At 62.6% G+C, this 19,102-nt stretch carries 17 protein-coding genes; 3 read left to right on the forward strand and 14 right to left on the reverse strand.

Annotated features, from left to right (window positions below):
- Window positions 1-96 precede the first annotated feature (96 nt).
- From copD to DXT77_RS06945, 3 genes are read right to left on the reverse strand one after another with little or no spacing between them, the layout of a single operon-like run.
- Entirely contained in the window at window positions 97-954 is an 858-nt protein-coding gene (copD, locus tag DXT77_RS06935) for a copper homeostasis membrane protein CopD (RefSeq protein ID WP_119427117.1), read from the reverse strand.
- Between the two features lie 3 nt (window positions 955-957).
- Entirely contained in the window at window positions 958-1,320 is a 363-nt protein-coding gene (gene copC, locus DXT77_RS06940; protein ID WP_119427118.1) for a copper homeostasis periplasmic binding protein CopC, read from the reverse strand.
- Between the two features lie 47 nt (window positions 1,321-1,367).
- Window positions 1,368-1,802, reverse strand: a complete 435-nt coding sequence (locus DXT77_RS06945) for a GNAT family N-acetyltransferase (protein ID WP_119427119.1) — start codon at window positions 1,800-1,802, stop codon at window positions 1,368-1,370.
- Window positions 1,803-1,949: 147 nt separating this feature from the next.
- Here DXT77_RS06945 and DXT77_RS06950 point away from each other — a divergent pair, with 147 nt between their 5' ends.
- Window positions 1,950-2,570: a TetR/AcrR family transcriptional regulator gene (locus DXT77_RS06950; protein ID WP_007952885.1), complete on the forward strand. Its 621-nt coding sequence runs from the start codon at window positions 1,950-1,952 to the stop codon at window positions 2,568-2,570.
- A gap of 98 nt (window positions 2,571-2,668) precedes the next feature.
- On the opposite strand, the gene preA is transcribed toward DXT77_RS06950, so the two are convergent.
- The 3 genes from preA to hydA all read right to left on the reverse strand — a co-directional run bounded on the left by preA (window position 2,669) and on the right by hydA (window position 6,910).
- Window positions 2,669-3,943: an NAD-dependent dihydropyrimidine dehydrogenase subunit PreA gene (gene preA, locus DXT77_RS06955; protein WP_119427120.1), complete on the reverse strand. Its 1,275-nt coding sequence runs from the start codon at window positions 3,941-3,943 to the stop codon at window positions 2,669-2,671.
- Window positions 3,944-5,311 (reverse strand): NAD(P)-dependent oxidoreductase, encoded by a 1,368-nt coding sequence (locus tag DXT77_RS06960; RefSeq protein WP_119427121.1) that lies wholly within the window; start codon window positions 5,309-5,311, stop codon window positions 3,944-3,946.
- Window positions 5,312-5,470: 159 nt separating this feature from the next.
- A complete protein-coding gene (hydA, locus tag DXT77_RS06965) occupies window positions 5,471-6,910 on the reverse strand; it encodes a dihydropyrimidinase (protein ID WP_119427122.1) in 1,440 nt (479 codons plus the stop codon).
- Between the two features lie 620 nt (window positions 6,911-7,530).
- Here hydA and DXT77_RS06970 point away from each other — a divergent pair.
- A complete protein-coding gene (locus DXT77_RS06970; protein WP_119427123.1) occupies window positions 7,531-9,015 on the forward strand; it encodes an NCS1 family nucleobase:cation symporter-1 in 1,485 nt (494 codons plus the stop codon).
- 30 nt (window positions 9,016-9,045) lie between these two features.
- Entirely contained in the window at window positions 9,046-10,329 is a 1,284-nt protein-coding gene (locus DXT77_RS06975) for a Zn-dependent hydrolase (RefSeq protein WP_119427124.1), read from the forward strand.
- 103 nt (window positions 10,330-10,432) lie between these two features.
- Here DXT77_RS06975 and DXT77_RS06980 read toward each other — a convergent pair whose 3' ends face one another.
- The 8 genes from DXT77_RS06980 to DXT77_RS07015 form a co-directional block, all read right to left on the reverse strand.
- Window positions 10,433-10,642 (reverse strand): hypothetical protein, encoded by a 210-nt coding sequence (locus tag DXT77_RS06980; protein ID WP_119427125.1) that lies wholly within the window; start codon window positions 10,640-10,642, stop codon window positions 10,433-10,435.
- Window positions 10,643-10,857: 215 nt separating this feature from the next.
- Entirely contained in the window at window positions 10,858-12,246 is a 1,389-nt protein-coding gene (locus DXT77_RS06985) for an amidohydrolase family protein (RefSeq protein ID WP_119427126.1), read from the reverse strand.
- A gap of 12 nt (window positions 12,247-12,258) precedes the next feature.
- Window positions 12,259-13,614, reverse strand: coding sequence for a nucleobase:cation symporter-2 family protein (locus tag DXT77_RS06990; RefSeq protein WP_119427127.1), 1,356 nt, complete (start codon window positions 13,612-13,614; stop codon window positions 12,259-12,261).
- A 91-nt stretch (window positions 13,615-13,705) separates the two neighbouring features.
- On the reverse strand, window positions 13,706-14,755 hold the full coding sequence (locus DXT77_RS06995) for a GTP-binding protein (protein ID WP_115078367.1): 1,050 nt from the start codon (window positions 14,753-14,755) through the stop codon (window positions 13,706-13,708).
- A 52-nt stretch (window positions 14,756-14,807) separates the two neighbouring features.
- Window positions 14,808-15,470 carry a UbiX family flavin prenyltransferase gene (locus DXT77_RS07000; RefSeq protein WP_256662913.1) on the reverse strand — a complete coding sequence of 221 codons (663 nt, stop codon included), beginning with the start codon at window positions 15,468-15,470 and terminating at the stop codon, window positions 14,808-14,810.
- Window positions 15,467-16,852 carry a UbiD family decarboxylase gene (locus DXT77_RS07005; RefSeq protein ID WP_119427128.1) on the reverse strand — a complete coding sequence of 462 codons (1,386 nt, stop codon included), beginning with the start codon at window positions 16,850-16,852 and terminating at the stop codon, window positions 15,467-15,469. The genes DXT77_RS07000 and DXT77_RS07005 overlap by 4 nt, the downstream gene beginning before the upstream one ends.
- A gap of 243 nt (window positions 16,853-17,095) precedes the next feature.
- Entirely contained in the window at window positions 17,096-18,001 is a 906-nt protein-coding gene (locus DXT77_RS07010) for an amidohydrolase family protein (protein ID WP_007952854.1), read from the reverse strand.
- Window positions 18,002-18,005: 4 nt separating this feature from the next.
- Window positions 18,006-18,935, reverse strand: coding sequence for an amidohydrolase family protein (locus tag DXT77_RS07015; RefSeq protein ID WP_007952852.1), 930 nt, complete (start codon window positions 18,933-18,935; stop codon window positions 18,006-18,008).
- Between the last annotated feature and the right edge of the window lie 167 nt (window positions 18,936-19,102).

Consider the following 19,102-nt stretch of genomic DNA (forward strand, 5'->3'; position numbering starts at 1 on the left):
GCCTGCTCGCGATTGCGGAGTGTCAGTCAGCACAATGCCGCAAATGTTGACCTCATCGCGAGCAGGCTCGCTCCCACTCGGATGTGTGGTGATCCTTCAGGCCGCAATCATCGGCGGCAGGGTGCCGAGCACGGAAACCGCCGCCACCGCGCCGATCCCCAGCAGCCACTCCAGCAGCACGCTGCGCTTGAGGGTATCGACGCGCTGTTCGCAATCACGGATGCGCAAGCGATTGAACAGCGCCAGCCCCAGCATGCCCAGCACCAGCAAGGCCTTGATCAGCAGGATCAGGGCGAATCCCGAAAACAACGGCGTCGGCCACCATTGGCCGGTGAGAACGCGCACGTTGATCAGCCCGGTGATCAACAGCCCGGCAACCAGCACATAGCCGATCCCGCTGAAGCGCTGCAAGACGTAGCGCACCGTTTCGCCGGATTGGCGCAGGATCATCACCAGCATCAACAACCCACCGAGCCAGGCGCCGACGCAGGTCAGGTGAACGACCTGATTGAGGATCAGCATCTGGCCGCTGAATCCGTCGAGCATCGCCCCGTGGCCGACCGGTGCGAGGGTCATCAGCAGCAATGCGCTCAGGCCCAGTCGCAATGGCTGGCTCGAACGCCAGGGCGTAAACAGCAACGCCAGCAACAGCGCATTGATCAGCAGGTGCCAGCGCCATACCTGACCGAAAAACGTATGGCCCAGCACCAGCTCTACAGTATCCGGGTCGAACGCCGCAGCCGCCGAACCGGCCATGCTCGCGGTGATCAGCAACGCCCAGGCAACGCCGCTGGCCAGCGCAATCGCCGTCAACCAGCGGGCCAGTCGCGCCAGATGCCGATCCAGCGCCGGCGCGTCATCCTTGAGCAGCAGCGGCCGGAACAGCCAGGCCCCGAACAGCATCAACACCACGATGAAATGCAGGAACCGGCACAGCACCAGCGCGTCACTCATGAATTACTGGCCAACCTTGAACTGATAGGCGCCTTCGCTCTTGTGCGTATCGACCGACACCGCGTGCCATTCGACCTTGTATTGGCCAGCGGTCAACGGTGCTTCAGGGGTGACGATCAGGGTTTTCTTGTCGCCTTCGGTGGTCAGCGGCTTGATCTTCACCGGCGCGCCGTCGTGGGTCACGGTGACTTTGGTGAAGCTGGCTTCGACGCCTTCGGAAAACACCAGGCGCAGATCCGCAGGCGCGGCGACGGTGCTGTCGGCAGCCGGGGTTTCACTTTTCAGGTGAGCATGGGCGAACGCCTGGGAGGTGACGACCAGCGAAGCCAGCAGGGCGCTGGCGGTGAACAGTTTTTTCATCGACATGGGCAGTGTCCTTTCAGTGAAATGGCGGGCTGAGTATAGAGCGTTGATCACAAGGCTTTCAGGCGCATGTGCACGACCGGAAAGGGCCGGCCTTCACCGTCGAGTTCCGAGCGGCCGATGTCCTCGAAGCCGTAGTGCAGATAGAAGCCGTGGGCCTGGGGATTCTGTTCGTTGACGTCAACCTTCAGCAACGGGCGGCGGACATGGTCGAGCAAGCGTCGGCCGATGCCCTGGCCACGCCGGGCCGGGTCGATGAACAGCATCTGTACGGTGTCGTCGTCGGTGGCGATGAAGCCCGCCGGAGAGTTGTCGGGGTTCTCGAAGACCCAGACCTCCAGCGCGGGCAGGTAGGCGTCACGGACCAGCGGGAACAGCCGGTGAATGTCGTCTTCCGGAAGAAAGTCGTGGGTGGCGCGGACGGAACGTTCCCACAGGTCGGCAAGTTGCTGATCGTCCGCGGCAATACGTTTGCGAATGGTCATGGACAAGATCCTTCAGTGTCTGACAGGGAGAAGGGGGGCGATCCTAAACCAGAAAAAAGTCCAAGTGTGTGAAGAATCGTTCTCGCCTGTCGCCCCTTGCCCAGAGCGGATGCTAGTCTTCAACAACGTTGTCTTCAGGGAGCCCTCATGGGCAATCACAAGATCGAAATCCGCCGCACCAACGTCGACAAGATCCTGCTGGCGGCAGAAAAAGTCTTCGCCGAAAAAGGCTTCGGCGGCACCGCCATGGCCGACATCGCCGCCGAAGTGCAGCTGCCGCGCTCCAATCTGCATTACTACTTTTCAACCAAGAGCGAGCTGTACAGCGCCGTGCTGTTCGACCTGCTGGAAGTGTGGAAACAGGACGCGCTGTGCTTCGAGATGTTCGACGATCCGCGCGTGGTGCTCAGCAGCTACATCCGCGCCAAGATGAATCACTCGCGCAGCCGGCCCTACGGGTCGAAAGTCTGGGCCAACGAAATCATCCACGGCGCGCCGACCCTGGGCGAGGCGCTGGATGTCAGCCTGTACGACTGGGCGAAGATGAAAGAGGCGAAGATCCGTCAGTGGGTGGAGGACAAACGGATTCTGCCGGTGGAACCGTCGAGCCTGCTCTATATGATCTGGGCGTCGACGCAGCACTATGCCGACTTTGATCATCAGGTGAATATTCTGAATGAGCATCAGCCGTTGTCGGACATGCAGTTCGAGCGGGCGGTGCAGACGGTGACCAGTGTGATTTTGCGGGGGATAGGGTTGGAGCCATGAGGCAAGGGTGTGGTTGCCGGCCTCATCGCTAGCAGGCTAGCTCCCACAGGGAAGTGCATTCCAACAGTGGGAGCTAGCCTGCTAGCGATGGCGGTGGTTCAGACACCTACATGGTAGGGATTGCGCGGATCATGATTCCAGTCCAGAAACGGCTTCCCTGTCTCCATAGGCACCATCTCGATACAGTCCGCCACCGGACAAGTGATCTGGCACAGATTGCACCCCACACACTCATCATCGATCACTTCATATTTATGCGTGCCATCGGCCTGTTTCAGGCTGCTGATCGCCTGGTGTGACGTGTCCTCGCAGGCGATGTGGCAACGCCCGCAACCGATGCACGCCTCCTGATCGATCTTCGCGATGACCTGATAGTTGATGTCCAGGTACTTCCAGTCCGTGGTGTTGCCCACTGCGCGCCCGGAAAACTCGGCGATGCTGGCGTAACCCTGACTGTCCATCCACCGCGACAAGCCGTCCTTCATCTCATCGACAATCCGGAAACCATGCAGCATCGCTGCCGTGCACACCTGCACCGCGCCGCTGCCCAGGGCGATGAACTCCGCCGCATCGCGCCAACTGCCGATGCCGCCAATGCCGCAGATCGGCAGGCCCTGGGTTTGCGGGTCGCGGGCGATTTCCGCGACCATGTTCAGCGCAATCGGCTTGACCGCCGAACCGCAATAACCGCCGTGGGTGCTTTTGCTGCCGACGGTGGGCAGGGCGACCATGTGTTCGAGGTCGACGCTGGTGATCGAGTTGATGGTGTTGATCAGCGACACCGCATCGGCGCCGCCCCGGTGTGCGGCGCGGGCGGCGACGCGGATGTCGGTGATGTTTGGCGTCAGCTTGACGATCACCGGCAGCGAGCAATAGGTCTTGCACCAGCGCGTGACCTGCTCGACGTACTCCGGCACCTGACCGACCGCCGCGCCCATACCGCGCTCGGGCATGCCGTGGGGGCAGCCGAAGTTCAGCTCGATGCCGTCGGCTCCGGTGGCTTCCACCAGCGGCAGGATGTGTTTCCACGACTCCTCCACGCACGGCACCATCAGCGACACGATCAGCGCGCGGTCCGGCCAGTCCTTCTTCACCTGGGTGATTTCCCGCAGGTTGATCTCCAGCGAGCGGTCGGTAATCAGCTCAATATTGTTGATGCCCAGCACTTCGCGGTTGTTGCCGTAATGCGCCGAGTAGCGCGAGGAGACGTTGACCGCTGCCGGGTCTTCACCCAGGGTTTTCCAGACCACGCCGCCCCAGCCGGCTTCGAAGGCGCGCACCACGTTGTAGGCCTTGTCGGTCGGCGGCGCGGAGGCCAGCCAGAACGGATTGGGGGCTTTGATGCCGGCGAAGACAATCGAGAGATCGGCCATTTACGCAGCCTCCACGTTGAGCATCAGTTGAGCGTTGATCGCCTCGGCGGCGCGCTTGCCGTGTTGGACCGCTTGTACGGTAAGGTCCTGATCGAGGCTGGTGCAGTCGCCGCCGGCATACACGCCGGGAATGCTGGTGCGCAGGTTGTCATCGACCTGAATCCGTTCACCCTGACGTTTGAGCTCACGGGCCAGCGGATCGGCGAGGGCGCTGCCGTCGAAGGCCTGGCCGATGGCTTTGAAGATCGCATCGGCGACCAGTTCGAAGGTCTCGCCCGTGGTTTGCAGGCGACCCTCCACCAGATGCGTGCGGGCGAAACGCATGCCGCGCACCTTGCCCTGAGCGTCGAGCAGCACTTCGTCCGGTTGCGCCCAGGTCAGCAGCCGCACCTGATTGGCCTTGGCGATGTCTTGCTCGTGGCCGGTGGCGCCCATGTCCGCCGCGCCACGGCGATAGACCAGATTGACGTCGCGGGCGCCGAGGCGGGCCATTTGCACGGCCATGTCGATGGCAGTGTTGCCGGCGCCGAGGACAATGCAGTGTTCGGCCAACGGCAGCTGCGAAAGGTCATCGGCCTGGCGCAGTTCACGGATGTAGTCGGTGGCGGCGAGTAGGCCGGGGGCGTCTTCGTGGGCAAGGCCGAGTTGTTTGCTGGCGTTGAGGCCGAGGCCGAGGAACACCGCGTCGAACTGCTGATGCAGTTCGCTCAAGGTCAGATTTTCACCGAGTTTTTGCCCGTGGCGGATTTCGATGCCGCCGATTTGCAGGAGGAAATCCAGCTCTTTCTGCGCGTAGTCATCCACCAGTTTGTACTTGGCGATCCCGTATTCGTTGAGCCCGCCAGCCTTTTCCCGCGCTTCGAAAATCACCACGTCATGCCCGTGCATGGCGCTGCGGTGGGCGCAGGACAAACCTGCGGGGCCGGCACCGACCACGGCAATGCGTTTGCCCGTAGCAGCGGCGCGTTGAAACGGGTGCTCGCTGAAGCGCGCATTGTCCACCGCATAGCGTTGCAGCAGGCCGATCAGCACCGGTGCGCATTCGTGGGCGTTGTTGCGCACGCAGGCTTGCTGGCAAAGGATTTCGGTCGGACAGACCCGGGCGCAACTGCCGCCGAGGATGTTCGCCGAAAGGATTTTCTGCGCCGCACCGGGCACGTTGTCCTGGTGGATATTGCGGATGAACGAAGGAATGTCGATCTCGCTCGGGCATGCGTTCACGCACGGCGCGTCGTAGCAGTACAGGCAGCGCGAGGCTTCCAGGTGCGCCTGACGGTCGTTGAGCGGCGGCGCCAGATCGGTGAAGTGGCCGGCGAGGGCGGCCGCACTTTCGTGCGGGTGCGGGAGATGGTTCAGGGTCTCGATCACGGTTTTTTGCCTCACGGTTATTTGAGGTTTTCTGCCTCTGTCGGGCAGTGGTTTTTTGTGGTGTCTGAACTGGCCTCATCGCCAGCAGGCTGGCTCCCACATTTGGAATGCGTACACCTGTGGGAGCTAGCCTGCTAGCGATTGCCGAAGGCCTGGATTTCAGCGTTTAACCGCAACCGGCCTGTGCAACTCAGCCCGCTTGCTCAACAAGTCAAACACCGCCGGATACGCCGGCCGTTCGATATACCGGCCCGCCCCGCGCTCGGCGCGCAGGTCGCCGTCGGCCCAGACCACTTTCCCCTGGCTGACGGTATGGCTCGGCACACCGCGCACGGTCTTGCCTTCGAAGATGTTGAAGTCCACCTGCTGATGGTGGGTCTTGGCGGAGATGGTGCGGGTGCCTTGCGGGTCCCACAGCACCAGGTCGGCATCGGCGCCGACGCGGATCGCGCCTTTGCGCGGGTAGAGGTTGAAGATCTTGGCAGTGTGGGTGGAGGTGAGGGCGACGAAGTCCTGCATCGACAACCGCCCGGTGTTCACCCCTTCATCCCACAACACCGCCATGCGGTCTTCGATGCCGGCGGTGCCGTTGGGGATCTTGCTGAAGTCGTCGCGGCCGGCGGCTTTCTGCTCGGCGCAGAAGCAGCAGTGGTCGGTGGCGGTGGTGTGCAGATTGCCGCTCTGCAAGCCATGCCACAGCGCCTCTTGATGCCCGCGCGGACGGAACGGCGGGCTCATCACGTAGCCGGCGGCGGTCTGCCAGTCCGGGTGCTGGTAGACACTGTCGTCCAGCAGCAGATGCCCGGCCAGCACTTCGCCGTAGACCGGTTGGCCCTTGCTGCGGGCGTAGGTGATTTCGTCGAGGGCTTCCTTGGTCGAGACGTGTACCAGGTACAGCGGTGTGCCGATGGTTTCAGCGATACGGATCGCCCGACTCGCCGCTTCGCCTTCCACCTGGGATGGCCGCGACAGCGGATGCGCTTCCGGCCCGGTGATGCCCTGGGCCATCAACTTGCGTTGCAGGTGATAGACCAGCTCGCCGTTTTCCGCGTGGACGGTCGGCACCGCGCCGAGTTCCAGGCAGCGCTCGAAGCTCGCCACCAGCGTGTCGTCGGCGGCCATGATCGCGTTCTTGTAGGCCATGAAATGCTTGAAGCTGTTGATCCCGTGATGGCTGACCAGCTCGGCCATTTCTTCGCGGACCTGCTCGCTCCACCAGGTGATCGCGACGTGGAAGCCGTAGTCTGACGCCGATTTTTCCGCCCAGCCGCGCCACTGGTGAAAGGCTTCGAGCAGCGACTGCTGCGGATTGGGAATCACAAAGTCGATGATCGACGTGGTGCCGCCGGCCAGGCCTGCGGCGGTGCCGCTGTAGAAGTCTTCGCTGGCCACGGTGCCCATGAACGGGAGTTGCATGTGGGTGTGCGGATCGATGCCGCCGGGCATCAGGTACTGGCCGCTGCCGTCGAGCACTTCGGCGCCGGCGGGAACATCCAGGTTTTCACCAATGGCTTTGATCACGCCGTCAGCGCAATAGACATCGGCGCGGTAACTTTCATCATGGGTAACAACGGTGGCGCCACGGATCAACAGAGACATTCCGAGTTCCTCGCAGGCATGACCGACTTGTGCCGGTTCTAGTGTTTTATTGTTTGCAGCACCCAATGCGTAATCTTGTCAGCGCTGTCAGGAATAGACGCTAGTCGCAGTTCTGCAATTGATCAAGATTATTTTTTATAAGCTTATGACTGTTTTAACTGACTGATAAATAACGATAAAAATCATAAATCACCAAAATGGTGAGGCACTTCACCATTTTGACGCACTTGACAGGTTGGAAATATGAGCAAGATTTCCTATGTGAAATCAGCCGCTTGAAGTTGAGCTGCGGCTGAGCGCCCACGATGAAAAAAAGTGCAGTGCACCAGATTGAGTCCTGACAGTTCGGACAACTTGCCCGGCATTTAGCCTGAGTGTTCAGTCAAGTGTTCGCGGGCTCACCAGGTGAATAATTAAAACTGATAAACATCAGTCAGTTACACAAAGTTGAAAGCACGGCCCGATGCGCAAGCGGGGCACCCGGCACGTTTATTGATGCCGCCGCTGACACCATGGCCGGTGCATGAAGGTTGTCAGTTCCTCCGGCCATCGTCCGGCTCGCACCCGCGTGTGCAGCCGCTTGATGAGCAAAAAATAATCAGAAGAACAGTGGAGCGGCCATGCAACAGAACAGATCGCAAGTGACCGAGCGCGACGGCTTGTTCGAACTCGAAGCCGGCAGCGACGTCCTCGACAGTCCCCGTTACAACCACGACATGGCACCGACCAAGGTGCGCGAACGAACCTGGAACAAATGGCACATCACCGCCCTGTGGGTCGGCATGTCGATCTGCGTGCCGACTTATACCTTGGGCGGCGTGCTCACCGCGTATTTCGGTTTGACCGTCGGCGAGGCGCTGCTGGCGATTCTGTTTGCCAACATCATCGTGCTCATCCCGCTGACGCTGAATGCGTTTCCCGGCACCAAATACGGCATTCCGTTTCCGGTGCTGCTGCGCTCGTCCTTCGGGATTCTCGGCTCCAACGTGCCGTGCCTGATCCGCGCGCTGGTGGCCTGCGGCTGGTTCGGCATCCAGACCATGTTCGGCGGGCTGGCGATCCACCTGTTTCTCGGCTCGATTTTCGAGGGCTGGAAATCCCTCGGCGGCACAGGAGAAGTGATCGGTTTCATGATCTTCTGGACACTGAACCTGTGGGTGGTGATCCGTGGCGCCGAGTCGATCAAATGGCTGGAAACCCTGTCGGCGCCGCTGCTGGTGGCGGTCGGCATCGGGCTGCTGGTGTGGGCCATGCCGAATGTGTCGATGACCGAACTGCTGGCGATTCCGCCGAAGCGTCCCGAAGGCGCGAGCGTGGTCAGTTACTTCGCTGCCGGGCTGACGGCCATGGTCGGTTTCTGGGCCACGCTGTCGCTGAACATTCCCGACTTCAGCCGTTATGCCCGCAGCCAGAAAGATCAGATCCTCGGGCAGATTTTCGGCCTGCCGCTGACCATGTTCCTGTTCGCCGCACTGGGCGTGGTGATGACCGCCGCGTCAGTGAAACTGGTGGGTGTCAGCGTCTCCGATCCGGTCACTTTGATCGGCCACATCCAGAGCCCGGTGTGGGTCGCGGTGGCCATGGCGCTGATCATCATCGCCACGCTGTCGACCAACACCGCCGCCAACATCGTCTCGCCGACCAACGATTTCCAGAACATCGCGCCCAAGGTCATCAACCGCACCAAGGCAGTGATTCTCACCGGGTTCGTCGGCCTCGCGCTGATGGGCCATGAGTTGCTGAAAAAGCTCGGCTGGATCGTCTCCGACCTCAGCCTGGAAACCGTGTATTCGAACTGGCTGCTGGGCTATTCCAGCCTGCTCGGGCCGATTGCCGGGATCATGGTGGTGGACTATTTCCTGATCAAGAAACAACAACTGGACCTGGCCGGCCTGTACCGCGATGACGTCTACCCGGCGTGGAACTGGGCCGGGTTCATCGCGTTCGGCGTGCCGGTGGTGCTGACCCTGCTGTCGCTTGGCACCAGCGCGTTCAGCTGGTTCTACAGCTACGGCTGGTTTACCGGCTCGGCGCTGGGCGGGTTGATCTATTACGGGTTGTGCGCGATGCGGACCAGCCCGGTAATCGTCAAATCGCCGTTGTAATTCCCATAAGAACTGCCTGAGGAGATCCCCATGAACGCAGCCGTAGACGTTCTGCAATCGACCCATCAGCACATCAACCGCGACCGCTTGTGGGCGTCGCTCATGGAACTGGCTAAACTCGGCGCCACGGTCAAGGGCGGGGTCTGTCGCCTGGCCCTGACCGACCTCGACCGCCAGGCCCGCGATATTTTCGTGCAGTGGTGCAAGGACGCCGGTTGCAGCGTCACGGTCGATGAAGTCGGCAACATCTTCGCCCGCCGCCCCGGGCGCAACCCGAAGCTGCCCCCTGTGATGACCGGCAGTCACATCGACACCCAGCCTACCGGCGGCAAGTTCGACGGCTGCTTCGGCGTGCTGGCCGGGGTCGAAGTGCTGCGTACCCTCAACGACCTGGGGGTGGAAACCGAGGCGCCGCTGGAAGTGGTGGTCTGGACCAACGAAGAGGGATCGCGCTTCGCCCCGTGCATGATGGGTTCCGGCGTGTTCGCGGAAAAATTCACCCTCGCAGAAACCCTGGCCAAGGTCGATGCCGACGGCGTAACGGTCGGCGAAGCGCTGAACGCCATCGGCTACGCCGGGCCGCGCAAGGTCAGCGGGCACAAGGTCGGCGCCTACTTCGAAGCACACATCGAGCAAGGGCCGATCCTGGAAGACGAGCAGAAAACCATCGGCGTGGTGCTCGGCGCACTGGGGCAGAAGTGGTTCGACCTGAAACTGCGCGGCGTCGAGGCCCACGCCGGCCCGACCCCGATGCATCTGCGCAAGGACGCACTGGTCGGCGCCTCGGTGATCGTCGGTGCGGTCAATCGCGCCGCCCTCGGACACCAACCCCACGCCTGCGGCACGGTCGGTTGCCTGCAAGCCTATCCTGGCTCGCGCAACGTCATCCCCGGTGAAGTGCGCATGACCCTCGACTTCCGGCATCTGGAACCGGCACGCCTCGACTCGATGATCGCGGAGGTCAGGCAAGTCATCGAAACCACCTGCGAAGAACACGGCCTGACCTACGAACTTACCCCGACCGCCGACTTCCCGCCGCTGTACTTCGAAAAAGGCTGTGTCGAAGCCGTGCGCGGTGCCGCCAAAGGTCTGGGGCTGTCGCACATGGACATCGTCAGCGGCGCCGGCCATGACGCGATCTTCCTCGCCGAACTCGGCCCGGCCGGGATGATTTTCGTGCCGTGCGAGGGCGGCATCAGCCACAACGAAATCGAAAACGCCGCACCGGACGATCTGGCGGCGGGCTGTGCAGTGTTGTTGCGGGCGATGCTGGCGGCTTCGGCAGCGGTGGCGGGTGGGCAACGAGCGGCGTGAACACGGACAGAGCTGGATGGGGCGGCAAAACATTCTATTGCCAGGCAAAGCTTTACCTGTGGGAGCGAGCTTGCTCCCACAGTTTTTGCACATTGGCTTGCGACTACCCAAGTCTTTCGTTGTTGTTCGCCGAACCTTTGCGACGGTCACTGCCATTCGGGTTGCCAACGTCCAGCAATCGTCTTTCCACCATTACATTTTCAAGCGCCTGACGCTCGGCCGGCGCCATCTCGTGCTCGCGCCTTTTCAGTTCCAGCAGGATGGGGCTGGACCAGGTGCGATAGGTCTGTTCGATGAGGCGGTTGGATGTCATCAGTCTCTCCTTGATCAAGAGCCCGGTGTAGCTGGCAGGGGCTCAATCCGATGAGGTACTAACGTTAGTCGACAGCTTCCGAGTTCGCCAATGCACCGCGATTCCTGTGGGAGCGAGCCTGCTCGCGAACGAAGTGGATCAGTCAACAAATCTGTGTCTGATACTCCGCTTTCGCGAGCAGGCTCGCTCCCACAAATTTTTTCCTCGCCAGCGAGTCAATCGTCGACCGTCATTAGCGCCTGCACTCCCTCCCACGCCTCGGCCCGCATCCGCTCGATATCCAGCCCCGGAATCACCCCGTCATCGACCACGATCCGCCCACCCACCAGGCTGTACTTCACGGCAATCGGTTCACCCGCGACGACCGGTGCGACGGCGCAGTCGTGGAAGCCGTAGAAGCGTGGATGGTCGAGGCTGTAGATCACCAGATCCGCTGCCTGGCCGACTTCCAGTGTGCCGACCGCGCCGAGGCCGAGCACTTGTGCGCCGCCGGCGGTGCCCCAGTGGATGACGTCTTCGGCGGTGGTGGCCGAGGCGCCTTGTTCGGCGCGGTGGATCAGCCACGCGGTGTTGGCTTCGCCGACCATGCTTCCGGATTCGTTGGAGGCCACGCCGTCGACGCCGAGGGAGATCGGCACGCCGGCCTCGTACATTTGCGGAATCGGTGCGACGCCGCTGCCCAGCCGGGCGTTGCTCACCGGGCAGTGGGAGACGCCGGTGCCGGTCTGGGCGAGCATGCGGATTTCTCCCGGTTGCAGGTGCACGGCGTGGGCGAACCACACGTCCGGGCCGAGCCATTCGTGTTCGGCGACGAACTCCACCGGCAGGCAGTTGTACTTGTCGCGGCAGAAATTCACGTAGTTCTGGGTTTCCGACAGGTGCGTGTGCAGGCGCAGTCCCATGCCTCGGGCGGTGTGCGCCAGTTCGCGCAGCAGCGTCGGCGGCAGCGAGAAGGTTGGCGTGGTCGGCGCCACGACCACACGGCGCAGTGCGTCCGGGGTGTCTTGGTGATAGCGCGATTTCAGCCGTTCGAGATCGCCGACCATTTGCTCCAGGGATTCCGGTTGCAGCGCGGTTTTCGAGAAGCCCGGATGCGCGCTCGCCGACTCCAGCGCACCGCCACGGCACAGCACGAAGCGCAGACCGAATTCATCGGCAAGGTCGAACAGCAAGTCACCGGTCTCGGTGCTGCCGTGGGCGTGGTAGAGATAGTGGTGATCGGCGCAGGTTGTAACGCCGGACAGCAGCAGCTCGACCATCCCCAGCCGCGCGGCGATCCGCGCCAGTTGCGGGGTGAAGCGGTTCAGGCGCGGGTAGGGCACGCTGGCCAGCCAGCCTTGCAGATCCTGATTCAAGCCTTCGGGCACGGCTTTGAGCAGGTTCTGGAACAGGTGATGGTGGGTGTTGATCCAGCCCGGATAGACCACCGAGTTGCGCGCGTCGATCACTCGCTCACCGGGTTGTGGCTCAAGGTTGGCGGCCATGTCGGCGATACGGCCGTTGACCACACGGATGTCCACGGCACCGGCCCGGGCCCGGGGACCGCGCAGGCCGGTCATCACCGCTACGGGATTTTTGATCAGGATGTTTTGAAGTCGAGTCATGGGCAGCTCCAGTCAGAGGATGTGCGAGGCGGATTTGCCGGGTGTGGTTTCTGGCACGCTGACGCCGTTGAGCGCCGCGTTGAGCAGCACCGACACCAGGCAGGCGATGACCACGCTGCTGTGCAGGAACGGCTGTGACCACTCGGGCAATTGTTTGAACAGAGTCGGGGCGAGCACCGGCACCAGGGCGGCGGCGATGGTGAAACCGACGATCAGCACGTTGTAGCGATTGCGCTCGTAGTCGACCTTGGCCAGGGTCTGGATCCCGGCCGCCGCGACCACGCCGAACATCGCGATGCCGGCACCGCCCAGTGCGGCGGTCGGCATCGAGGCGATGATCGCCCCGGCCTTCGGTACCAGCGCAATCGAACACATCAGCAAGCCGCTGATCGCCACCACCCAGCGGCTGCGCACGCCGGTCAGGATCACCAGCCCGACGTTTTCCATAAAGGCGATGAACGGGAACGCGGCGAACATCCCGGCGATGGTGCTGGCCAGGCCGTTTGCGCGCAGGCCGTTGATCACCTGTTTGTCGCCCACCGGTTTGTCGACAATGTCTCCAATGGCCACAAACAGCCCCATGGACTCGACCATCTGCACGATCATCACTACGACCATGGTGGCGATGGGGATCAGGCTGAAGGTCGGCAAGCCGAAATAGAACGGATAGGGCACGGTCAGCCACGGCGCGTCCTCGACGCTGTGAAAGTTGCCCATGCCCAGAGCGTAAGCCAGACCGGCGCCCACCAGCATGCCGACCAGCACCGCCATGTTGCGCAGCAACGGGCTGCCATAACGGTTGACCAGCAGGATGGTCAGCAGCACCAGCACCGCCACCGCAAGAAACGCCGGCGCGCCGAAATTGCTCGCGTTGCGCCCGCCGCCGACCCATTCATAGGCAATCGGGAACAGCTGCAAACCGATCACCGTGACGATGCAACCGGTCACCACCGGCGGAAAGAATCGTCGCAAGCGGCCCACGAACGGCGCCATCAGCAGGGTGAAAATCCCCGCGCCGATCACCGCCCCGCAGACCCCGGCGAAGCCCACCTCCGGGTTGCTGCCGATGGCGATCACCGGTCCGACGCTGCTGAACGCTACGCCCTGCAGGATCGGCAGGCGCACGCCGAACTTCCAGAAACCGACGGTCTGCAACAGGGTGGCGATGCCGGAGCAGAACAGGGTGGTGCTGATCAGCACCACCGTGTCGGTGTGGGACATCTTCAAGGCACTGGCGACAATCAACGGCACGGCGATGGCGCCGATGTACGAGACGGCCATGTGCTGCAGGCCGAGGGTGAGCATCTGTCGCACCGGCAAGACGCGGTCGACGGGGTGGACGGTGGAGGAGGAACTGGCTGACGACATGGGGAATCACCTCTAGCTGTTGTTATTCGGTACAGAGGGGTATTCGTTCTGTGTGCCCGGAACCGCCATCCACCGGCTCCGATGCCGGGTTTCAGCCGGCCAGGCAGGCGGCGAAGCCCTGGTTCAGCGCCGCCCGATCCAGGTCGCGGCCGATGAACACGATCTTGCTCGAGCGCGGCTCGCTACCCCACGCGGTCGAGGCGCGGAACTCCACCAGGCTGTGCACACCTTGCAGCACGTAGCGCTGGTCTTCGTTGGCCACCGCCAGCACGCCTTTCATGCGGTACAGGTTGTCGGCCTGAGCACTGCGCAACTCGCTGATCCAGCGGTGGAACGCCATCAGGTTGACGGCACCGTCCACGGCAATGCCCACCGAGGACACGCTCGGGTCGTGCTCGTGATCGGGTTCTTCAGCGTGATGGTCATGGTCGTGGTGATCGTGATCGTGCTGATCCGCGCCGATTTCCATCAGCTTCTGCGTGCATTCGAAGGCGCCGATGCCGAGGATTTTCGACAGGTCGATTTGCGCATGGGTCGAGGTCACCAGATCCGCCGTGGCGTTCAATCCACGGATCTTGCCGCGCAGGGTTTCCACTTCTTCAGCGCTGACCAGATCGACCTTGTTGATGACGATGCGGTCGGCGCAGACGATCTGATCCACCGCCTGATTGTCGACGCCGTCCAGTTGCAGGTCTTCCAGGTGCTGGGCGATGTGTTTGGCATCGACCATGGTCACGATGGCGTCGAGTTCGACTTCCTCGGCAATCGGGTCGTTGATGAAAAAACTCTGGGCCACCGGGTACGGGTCGGCCAGGCCGCTGGTTTCGATCAGGATATGGTCGAGCCGCACCGGACGCGCCACCAGTTCGCGAACGATGCGCACCAGATCCTCGCGGACTTCGGCGGTGCAGCAGACGCAGCCGTTGACCATTTCGTAGATTTCTTCGGTCTCGGAGCTGAGCACCAGATCGCCGTCGATGCCGACCTCGCCGAACTCGTTTTCGATCACCGCGATCTTGCGGCCATGGTTTTCCTTGAGGATGTAATTGAGCAGGGTGGTTTTGCCGGCACCGAGGAACCCGGTGAGGATGGTGACCGGGATTTTGGTGTTCGGGGTCGGGGCGTTGAAGGGGGTGTTCATGTGAGGCTCCTTGATGATTACCGGTGCACGAGTGGATTGTTTTTTGTGGGAGCTAGCCTGCTTGCGATGGCGGTGTGTCATTCACCTGTGATGGCGACGGGTTGATTGCTTTCGCCAGCAGGCTGGCTCCCACAGGGGATGTGTCAGGTGATGGTTCTTGCCATCGGCGGGCGACGCCGGCATCGAGGCCGAACAGGTCGAGGACGCGGCCGAGGCTGTGGTCGACCATTTGCGCCAGGCTGTCGGGGCGGGCGTAGAAGGCCGGCACCGGCGGGGCGATGATCCCGCCCATCTCGGTGACGGCGGTCATGTTGCGCAGGTGGGCGAGGGTCAGCGGCGTTTCGCGGGCCATCAGCACCAGGGTGCGACGCTCCTTGAGGGTGACGTCGGCGGCGCGGCCGATCAGCCCCGATGAGGTGCCGGTGGCGATCTCCGCCAGCGTCCTCATCGAACACGGCGCAACCACCATGCCCAGGCAACGGAACGAACCGCTGGCGATCCCGGCGGCGATGTCATCGGCGCGGTGGTAATGGCTGGCGAGGGCGGTGACGTCCGCCAGTTTGTAGTCGGTTTCGTGGGCCATGGTCAGCAGCGCGGCGCGGCTGATGATCAGGTGGCTTTCGATGTTCAGCCCGGCCAGCAACTCCAGCAGACGCACGCCGTAGATGAACCCGGACGCGCCGCTGATGCCGACCACCATCCGCTGGCGGTTCATGATGGCAGACCGTCGAGCAGTTGCCGGGCGCGTTCGAGCACGTCCTGATCGAGCTGTGCCTTGATCCCGTCGAACCCCGAGCCGCGTGTGGCGTCCAGGCCCATGCGCGAGGTGGTGCCATTGACCGAGGACGATGGGTCCAGCGGGCTGCCGGGCAAACCGTCGATCGTGAAGATGTCGAGGTGCGGCTGGAAGTGCGTGGCCAGTGCCCACAGCACCTGGCTGTCGTCGGTGAGGTCGATGTCACTGTCCACCGCGATCACGGTTTTCAGGTACGGATCCCAGCCGAGCAGGGCCAGCATGATCTGCCGGGCCTCGCCATCGCGGCTCTGGTCCAGTGCCACGTAGCAATGAAAGTGCGTGCCGGAGTTCGGGTAATGCACGGCGGTGACGGCGGGGAAGCGCGCCTTGAGCTTCTCGCTCATTTCCGCTTCGCGGGGCAGCCGCGCCAGGGTCAGGTGTTCGGCGTAACGTCCGCCCATCACGTCCACCAGCCACGCGTCCTTGCGCCGCAACAGGGTGTCGACGCGCAGCACATTGTTGGTCGAGCGATCCGAGGAGTAACCGCTGAACTCGCCGAACGGACCTTCTTCGGCATAGGCCGCCGGGTCTATCGCGCCTTCGAGTACGAACTCGGCGTAAGCCGGCACGCCGATGCCGTAGCGCGGGGTCTTGACCAGTTCCAGCGGCGCACCGAACAACCCGCCGGCCACCGCGCGCTCATCGTTGCCATAAGGCAGGCGAGCGGCAGCGGCGAGCATGAACAGCGGGTGCGCGCCGACCACCATGGCCACGCGCAGTTCTTCGCCGCGTTCGCGGGCGGTCTGCAACATCCGCCACAGGTGCCCGCGTGAATGCAGGCTGGTGGCCAAGGCCTGACGGGCGTGGCGCATCGAGCGGTGGTAGCTCATGTTGGCGATGCCGGTCTGCGGGTCCTCGGCGATGATGATCGCGTTGGTGATGTAGGGGCCGCGATCACTGTCGAAATGCTTGAGCATCGGCAGCAGCGCCAGATCCAGCGCTTCGCCTTCAAAGACTTCATCGAGCACCGGGCCGGTTTCGACGTAGCGCGACGGAATCGGCTGGTTGGCGCGGGTCTGGAAGGTTTCGTGCAACTGCGCGGCACTGACGCCGAACAGCCGGGCGATACGCCGGCGGGAGGCGAACAGATTGGTCGCCACCGGCACGCCGAGGTTGCCGACGTGTTCGCAAATCAGCAGCGGGTCGCGGCCCTGGGTGGCGAGGGCATCGACCAGGGCGGTGACGTCCTGATCGGCAGAAAGGGGTTGGGTGATGGTCAGCACATCGTCCGGGTACTGGCGGCGATAGGCGTCGATGAATACGTGAAAATCCTGAGAGTCGCCGAGCGTCGAACGGGTCATGGTTTCACCTCGTAAAAAGCAGGCGCGCAGGGGTGAGGGTGGCGTTCGATCGACAAGCCGTTGGCCTGCCGGTCGAGCGAACGCCGGGTCATCTTCGCGCCTGTAAGTCGCTGTGTACCTGTGTCGAACACCGAACCCTTGTGGGAGCTAGCCTGCTAGCGAATACGGTGTGTCATTCAGCGATGAAGGTGACGGATCGACCGATATCGCTAGCAGGCTAGCTCCCACAGGTTTTGTGTATGGCTACAAGTAGGTGGTGGTCAGACGAATGTCCGCCTCGGCCAGATCCTTGGGCGGCGGGGTCGGTTCGATCCCGCACAACCGGGCGATGTTGTTGCCCAGGTAATCCTCAAGGTGATCCTCGTCGATCCCCAGGCCCTGCGGCGCCGGCGAGCACAACACTTCCAGCTCGCGCAGCCACATGCCCGGTTCATTCGGCGGCGAGTCGGTGCCGAACACGATCTTGTTGCGCGGCAACTCCTTGGCAAACTCGACGATCCGCGACTGGAAGCACCAGCCGGATTCGCAGTACACGTTCGGCGTGTCCATCGCCATCCAGAACGCCTCGAACGAGTAGTTGCCGCCGGTCTGGATGCCGAAGTGACCGATGATGAAATTGACCATCGGGAACTCGCGGATGATTGGATAGAACATTGTCGGAATGGTGTACGGCCCATCGCCGGTGTGGATCAACACCACGATGTTGTACTTGGCGCAGACCTTCATCGCCGGGCGCAGCCAGTCGAGTGCGCGATCCGGGCGATAGCCGTGCATGTTGGCGTGCAGCTTGAGCATCTTGAAGCCGTATTCCTTGATGTGGAATTCCAGCTCTGCCGCGCCGTTTTCCGGTCCCCAGCGCGGGTTGAAGTTGAAGTTGCCGATGAAGCGGTCCGGGTACTTCACGCACAGTTCGGCGACGTACGACATGTAGTCGCGCACGCCTTCGCGGCCACGGCGGTTGCCGTCGCGATAACCGGTGTTGCCCGGTGGCGGCTGGATGAAGCCCATGTCGATCCGGCGCGGCTTGCCGTTGATCATGTAGGGGCCGTCCATCAACTTGAGCATGCGCTCGCCGGTGAACGGTTCGCCGGTATGGCGCCAGGCCTCGTCGACCAGGTTGGTGGGGTGCAGATGGGTGTCGATGATCATCGGTTCAGCTCCTGGCCAGTTGAGTGGTGACGGGGCGCTTGAGTTGCGCCTCTGCTTCGGAAACGGAACGCGGCGGCGGGGACGGCTCGAGGCCGATCATCCGTGCGGTGTTGTTGCCCAGGTAGTCTTCGAGGGTGTCCTCGTCGAGGTTCAGGCCCTGCGGCGGCTCGTGGCACAGCACTTCGAGCAGGCGCAGCCACATGCCCGGTTCGTTCGGCGGGGTGTCGGTGCCGAACAGGATCTTGTGCGTCGGCAGCACCTTGGCGAACTCGACGATCCGCGATTGCAGGCACCAGCCGGATTCGCAATAGACGTTGGGCAGCTCCATCGCCCACTGCATCGGTTCGAACACGTAGACTCCGCCGGTCTGCACGCCGAAGTGGGCCATGATGAAGTCGACGTTGGGGAATTCCTTGATCATCGGCACCCATTCCGACGGGATGCTGTAAGGCCCGTCGCCGGTGTGCAGCTTGACCGGAATGCCCAGCTCGGCGCATTTCTCGAAGGCCGGGCGCACCCAGTCCAGCGCACGGTCGGGACGGTAGGCGTGCATGTTGGCTTGCATCTGCACCATCTTGAAACCGTGTTCCTTGACGTAGCGCTCGATCGCCTCGACGCCGTTCTCCACGCCGCAGCGCGGGTTGTAGACGAAGCAGCCGATGAAACGGTCCGGGTAGGTCTGGACCATTTTCAGGGTGTAGGCCATGTAGGCGTCGATGGATTCGCGGCCCGACAGTTCGCCGTCGGTCCAGGTGTAAATGGTGTTGCCCTGGGGTGGCTGGATGAAGGCTTTGTCGATGCGGCGAGGCTTGCCGTTGACCATGTACGGGCCATCCATCATCTCCAGCAGACGCTCGCCGGTGAACGGGTCACCGTCATGCCTCCAGGCGAGGTCCACGAGATCCGTGGGATAGCAGCTGATATCGATGATCATTGAAGTCGATCTCCTGATAGCGGGGAAGGGAGCCTTGCGGCTCACAGCATCCACGTCCCGGGCAATCGGCCGTTTCTATGCGCAGCACTCGCGCATTCCCTCGCCTGTTCGCATCCGGCCCGGGTGGGTGGTTGCTTGAGGCGAGTATCTGTCTCTTATACACATCT

It is taken from the genome of Pseudomonas sp. 91RF (assembly GCF_003576265.1).
Classification (GTDB): Bacteria; Pseudomonadota; Gammaproteobacteria; order Pseudomonadales; family Pseudomonadaceae; genus Aquipseudomonas; species Aquipseudomonas kribbensis.

Excerpts from the sequence above, each read along its gene's own strand:
- copD (WP_119427117.1), bottom strand. The coding sequence starts at position 954 with ATGAGTGACGCGCTGGTGCTGTGCCGGTTCCTGCATTTCATCGTGGTG.
- copC (WP_119427118.1), bottom strand. The coding sequence starts at position 1,320 with ATGTCGATGAAAAAACTGTTCACCGCCAGCGCCCTGCTGGCTTCGCTG.
- DXT77_RS06945 (WP_119427119.1), bottom strand. The coding sequence starts at position 1,802 with ATGACCATTCGCAAACGTATTGCCGCGGACGATCAGCAACTTGCCGAC.
- DXT77_RS06950 (WP_007952885.1), top strand. The coding sequence starts at position 1,950 with ATGGGCAATCACAAGATCGAAATCCGCCGCACCAACGTCGACAAGATC.
- preA (WP_119427120.1), bottom strand. The coding sequence starts at position 3,943 with ATGGCCGATCTCTCGATTGTCTTCGCCGGCATCAAAGCCCCCAATCCG.
- hydA (WP_119427122.1), bottom strand. The coding sequence starts at position 6,910 with ATGTCTCTGTTGATCCGTGGCGCCACCGTTGTTACCCATGATGAAAGT.
- DXT77_RS06970 (WP_119427123.1), top strand. The coding sequence starts at position 7,531 with ATGCAACAGAACAGATCGCAAGTGACCGAGCGCGACGGCTTGTTCGAA.
- DXT77_RS06975 (WP_119427124.1), top strand. The coding sequence starts at position 9,046 with ATGAACGCAGCCGTAGACGTTCTGCAATCGACCCATCAGCACATCAAC.
- DXT77_RS06980 (WP_119427125.1), bottom strand. The coding sequence starts at position 10,642 with ATGACATCCAACCGCCTCATCGAACAGACCTATCGCACCTGGTCCAGC.
- DXT77_RS06985 (WP_119427126.1), bottom strand. The coding sequence starts at position 12,246 with ATGACTCGACTTCAAAACATCCTGATCAAAAATCCCGTAGCGGTGATG.
- DXT77_RS06990 (WP_119427127.1), bottom strand. The coding sequence starts at position 13,614 with ATGTCGTCAGCCAGTTCCTCCTCCACCGTCCACCCCGTCGACCGCGTC.
- DXT77_RS06995 (WP_115078367.1), bottom strand. The coding sequence starts at position 14,755 with ATGAACACCCCCTTCAACGCCCCGACCCCGAACACCAAAATCCCGGTC.
- DXT77_RS07000 (WP_256662913.1), bottom strand. The coding sequence starts at position 15,470 with ATGAACCGCCAGCGGATGGTGGTCGGCATCAGCGGCGCGTCCGGGTTC.
- DXT77_RS07005 (WP_119427128.1), bottom strand. The coding sequence starts at position 16,852 with ATGACCCGTTCGACGCTCGGCGACTCTCAGGATTTTCACGTATTCATC.
- DXT77_RS07010 (WP_007952854.1), bottom strand. The coding sequence starts at position 18,001 with ATGATCATCGACACCCATCTGCACCCCACCAACCTGGTCGACGAGGCC.
- DXT77_RS07015 (WP_007952852.1), bottom strand. The coding sequence starts at position 18,935 with ATGATCATCGATATCAGCTGCTATCCCACGGATCTCGTGGACCTCGCC.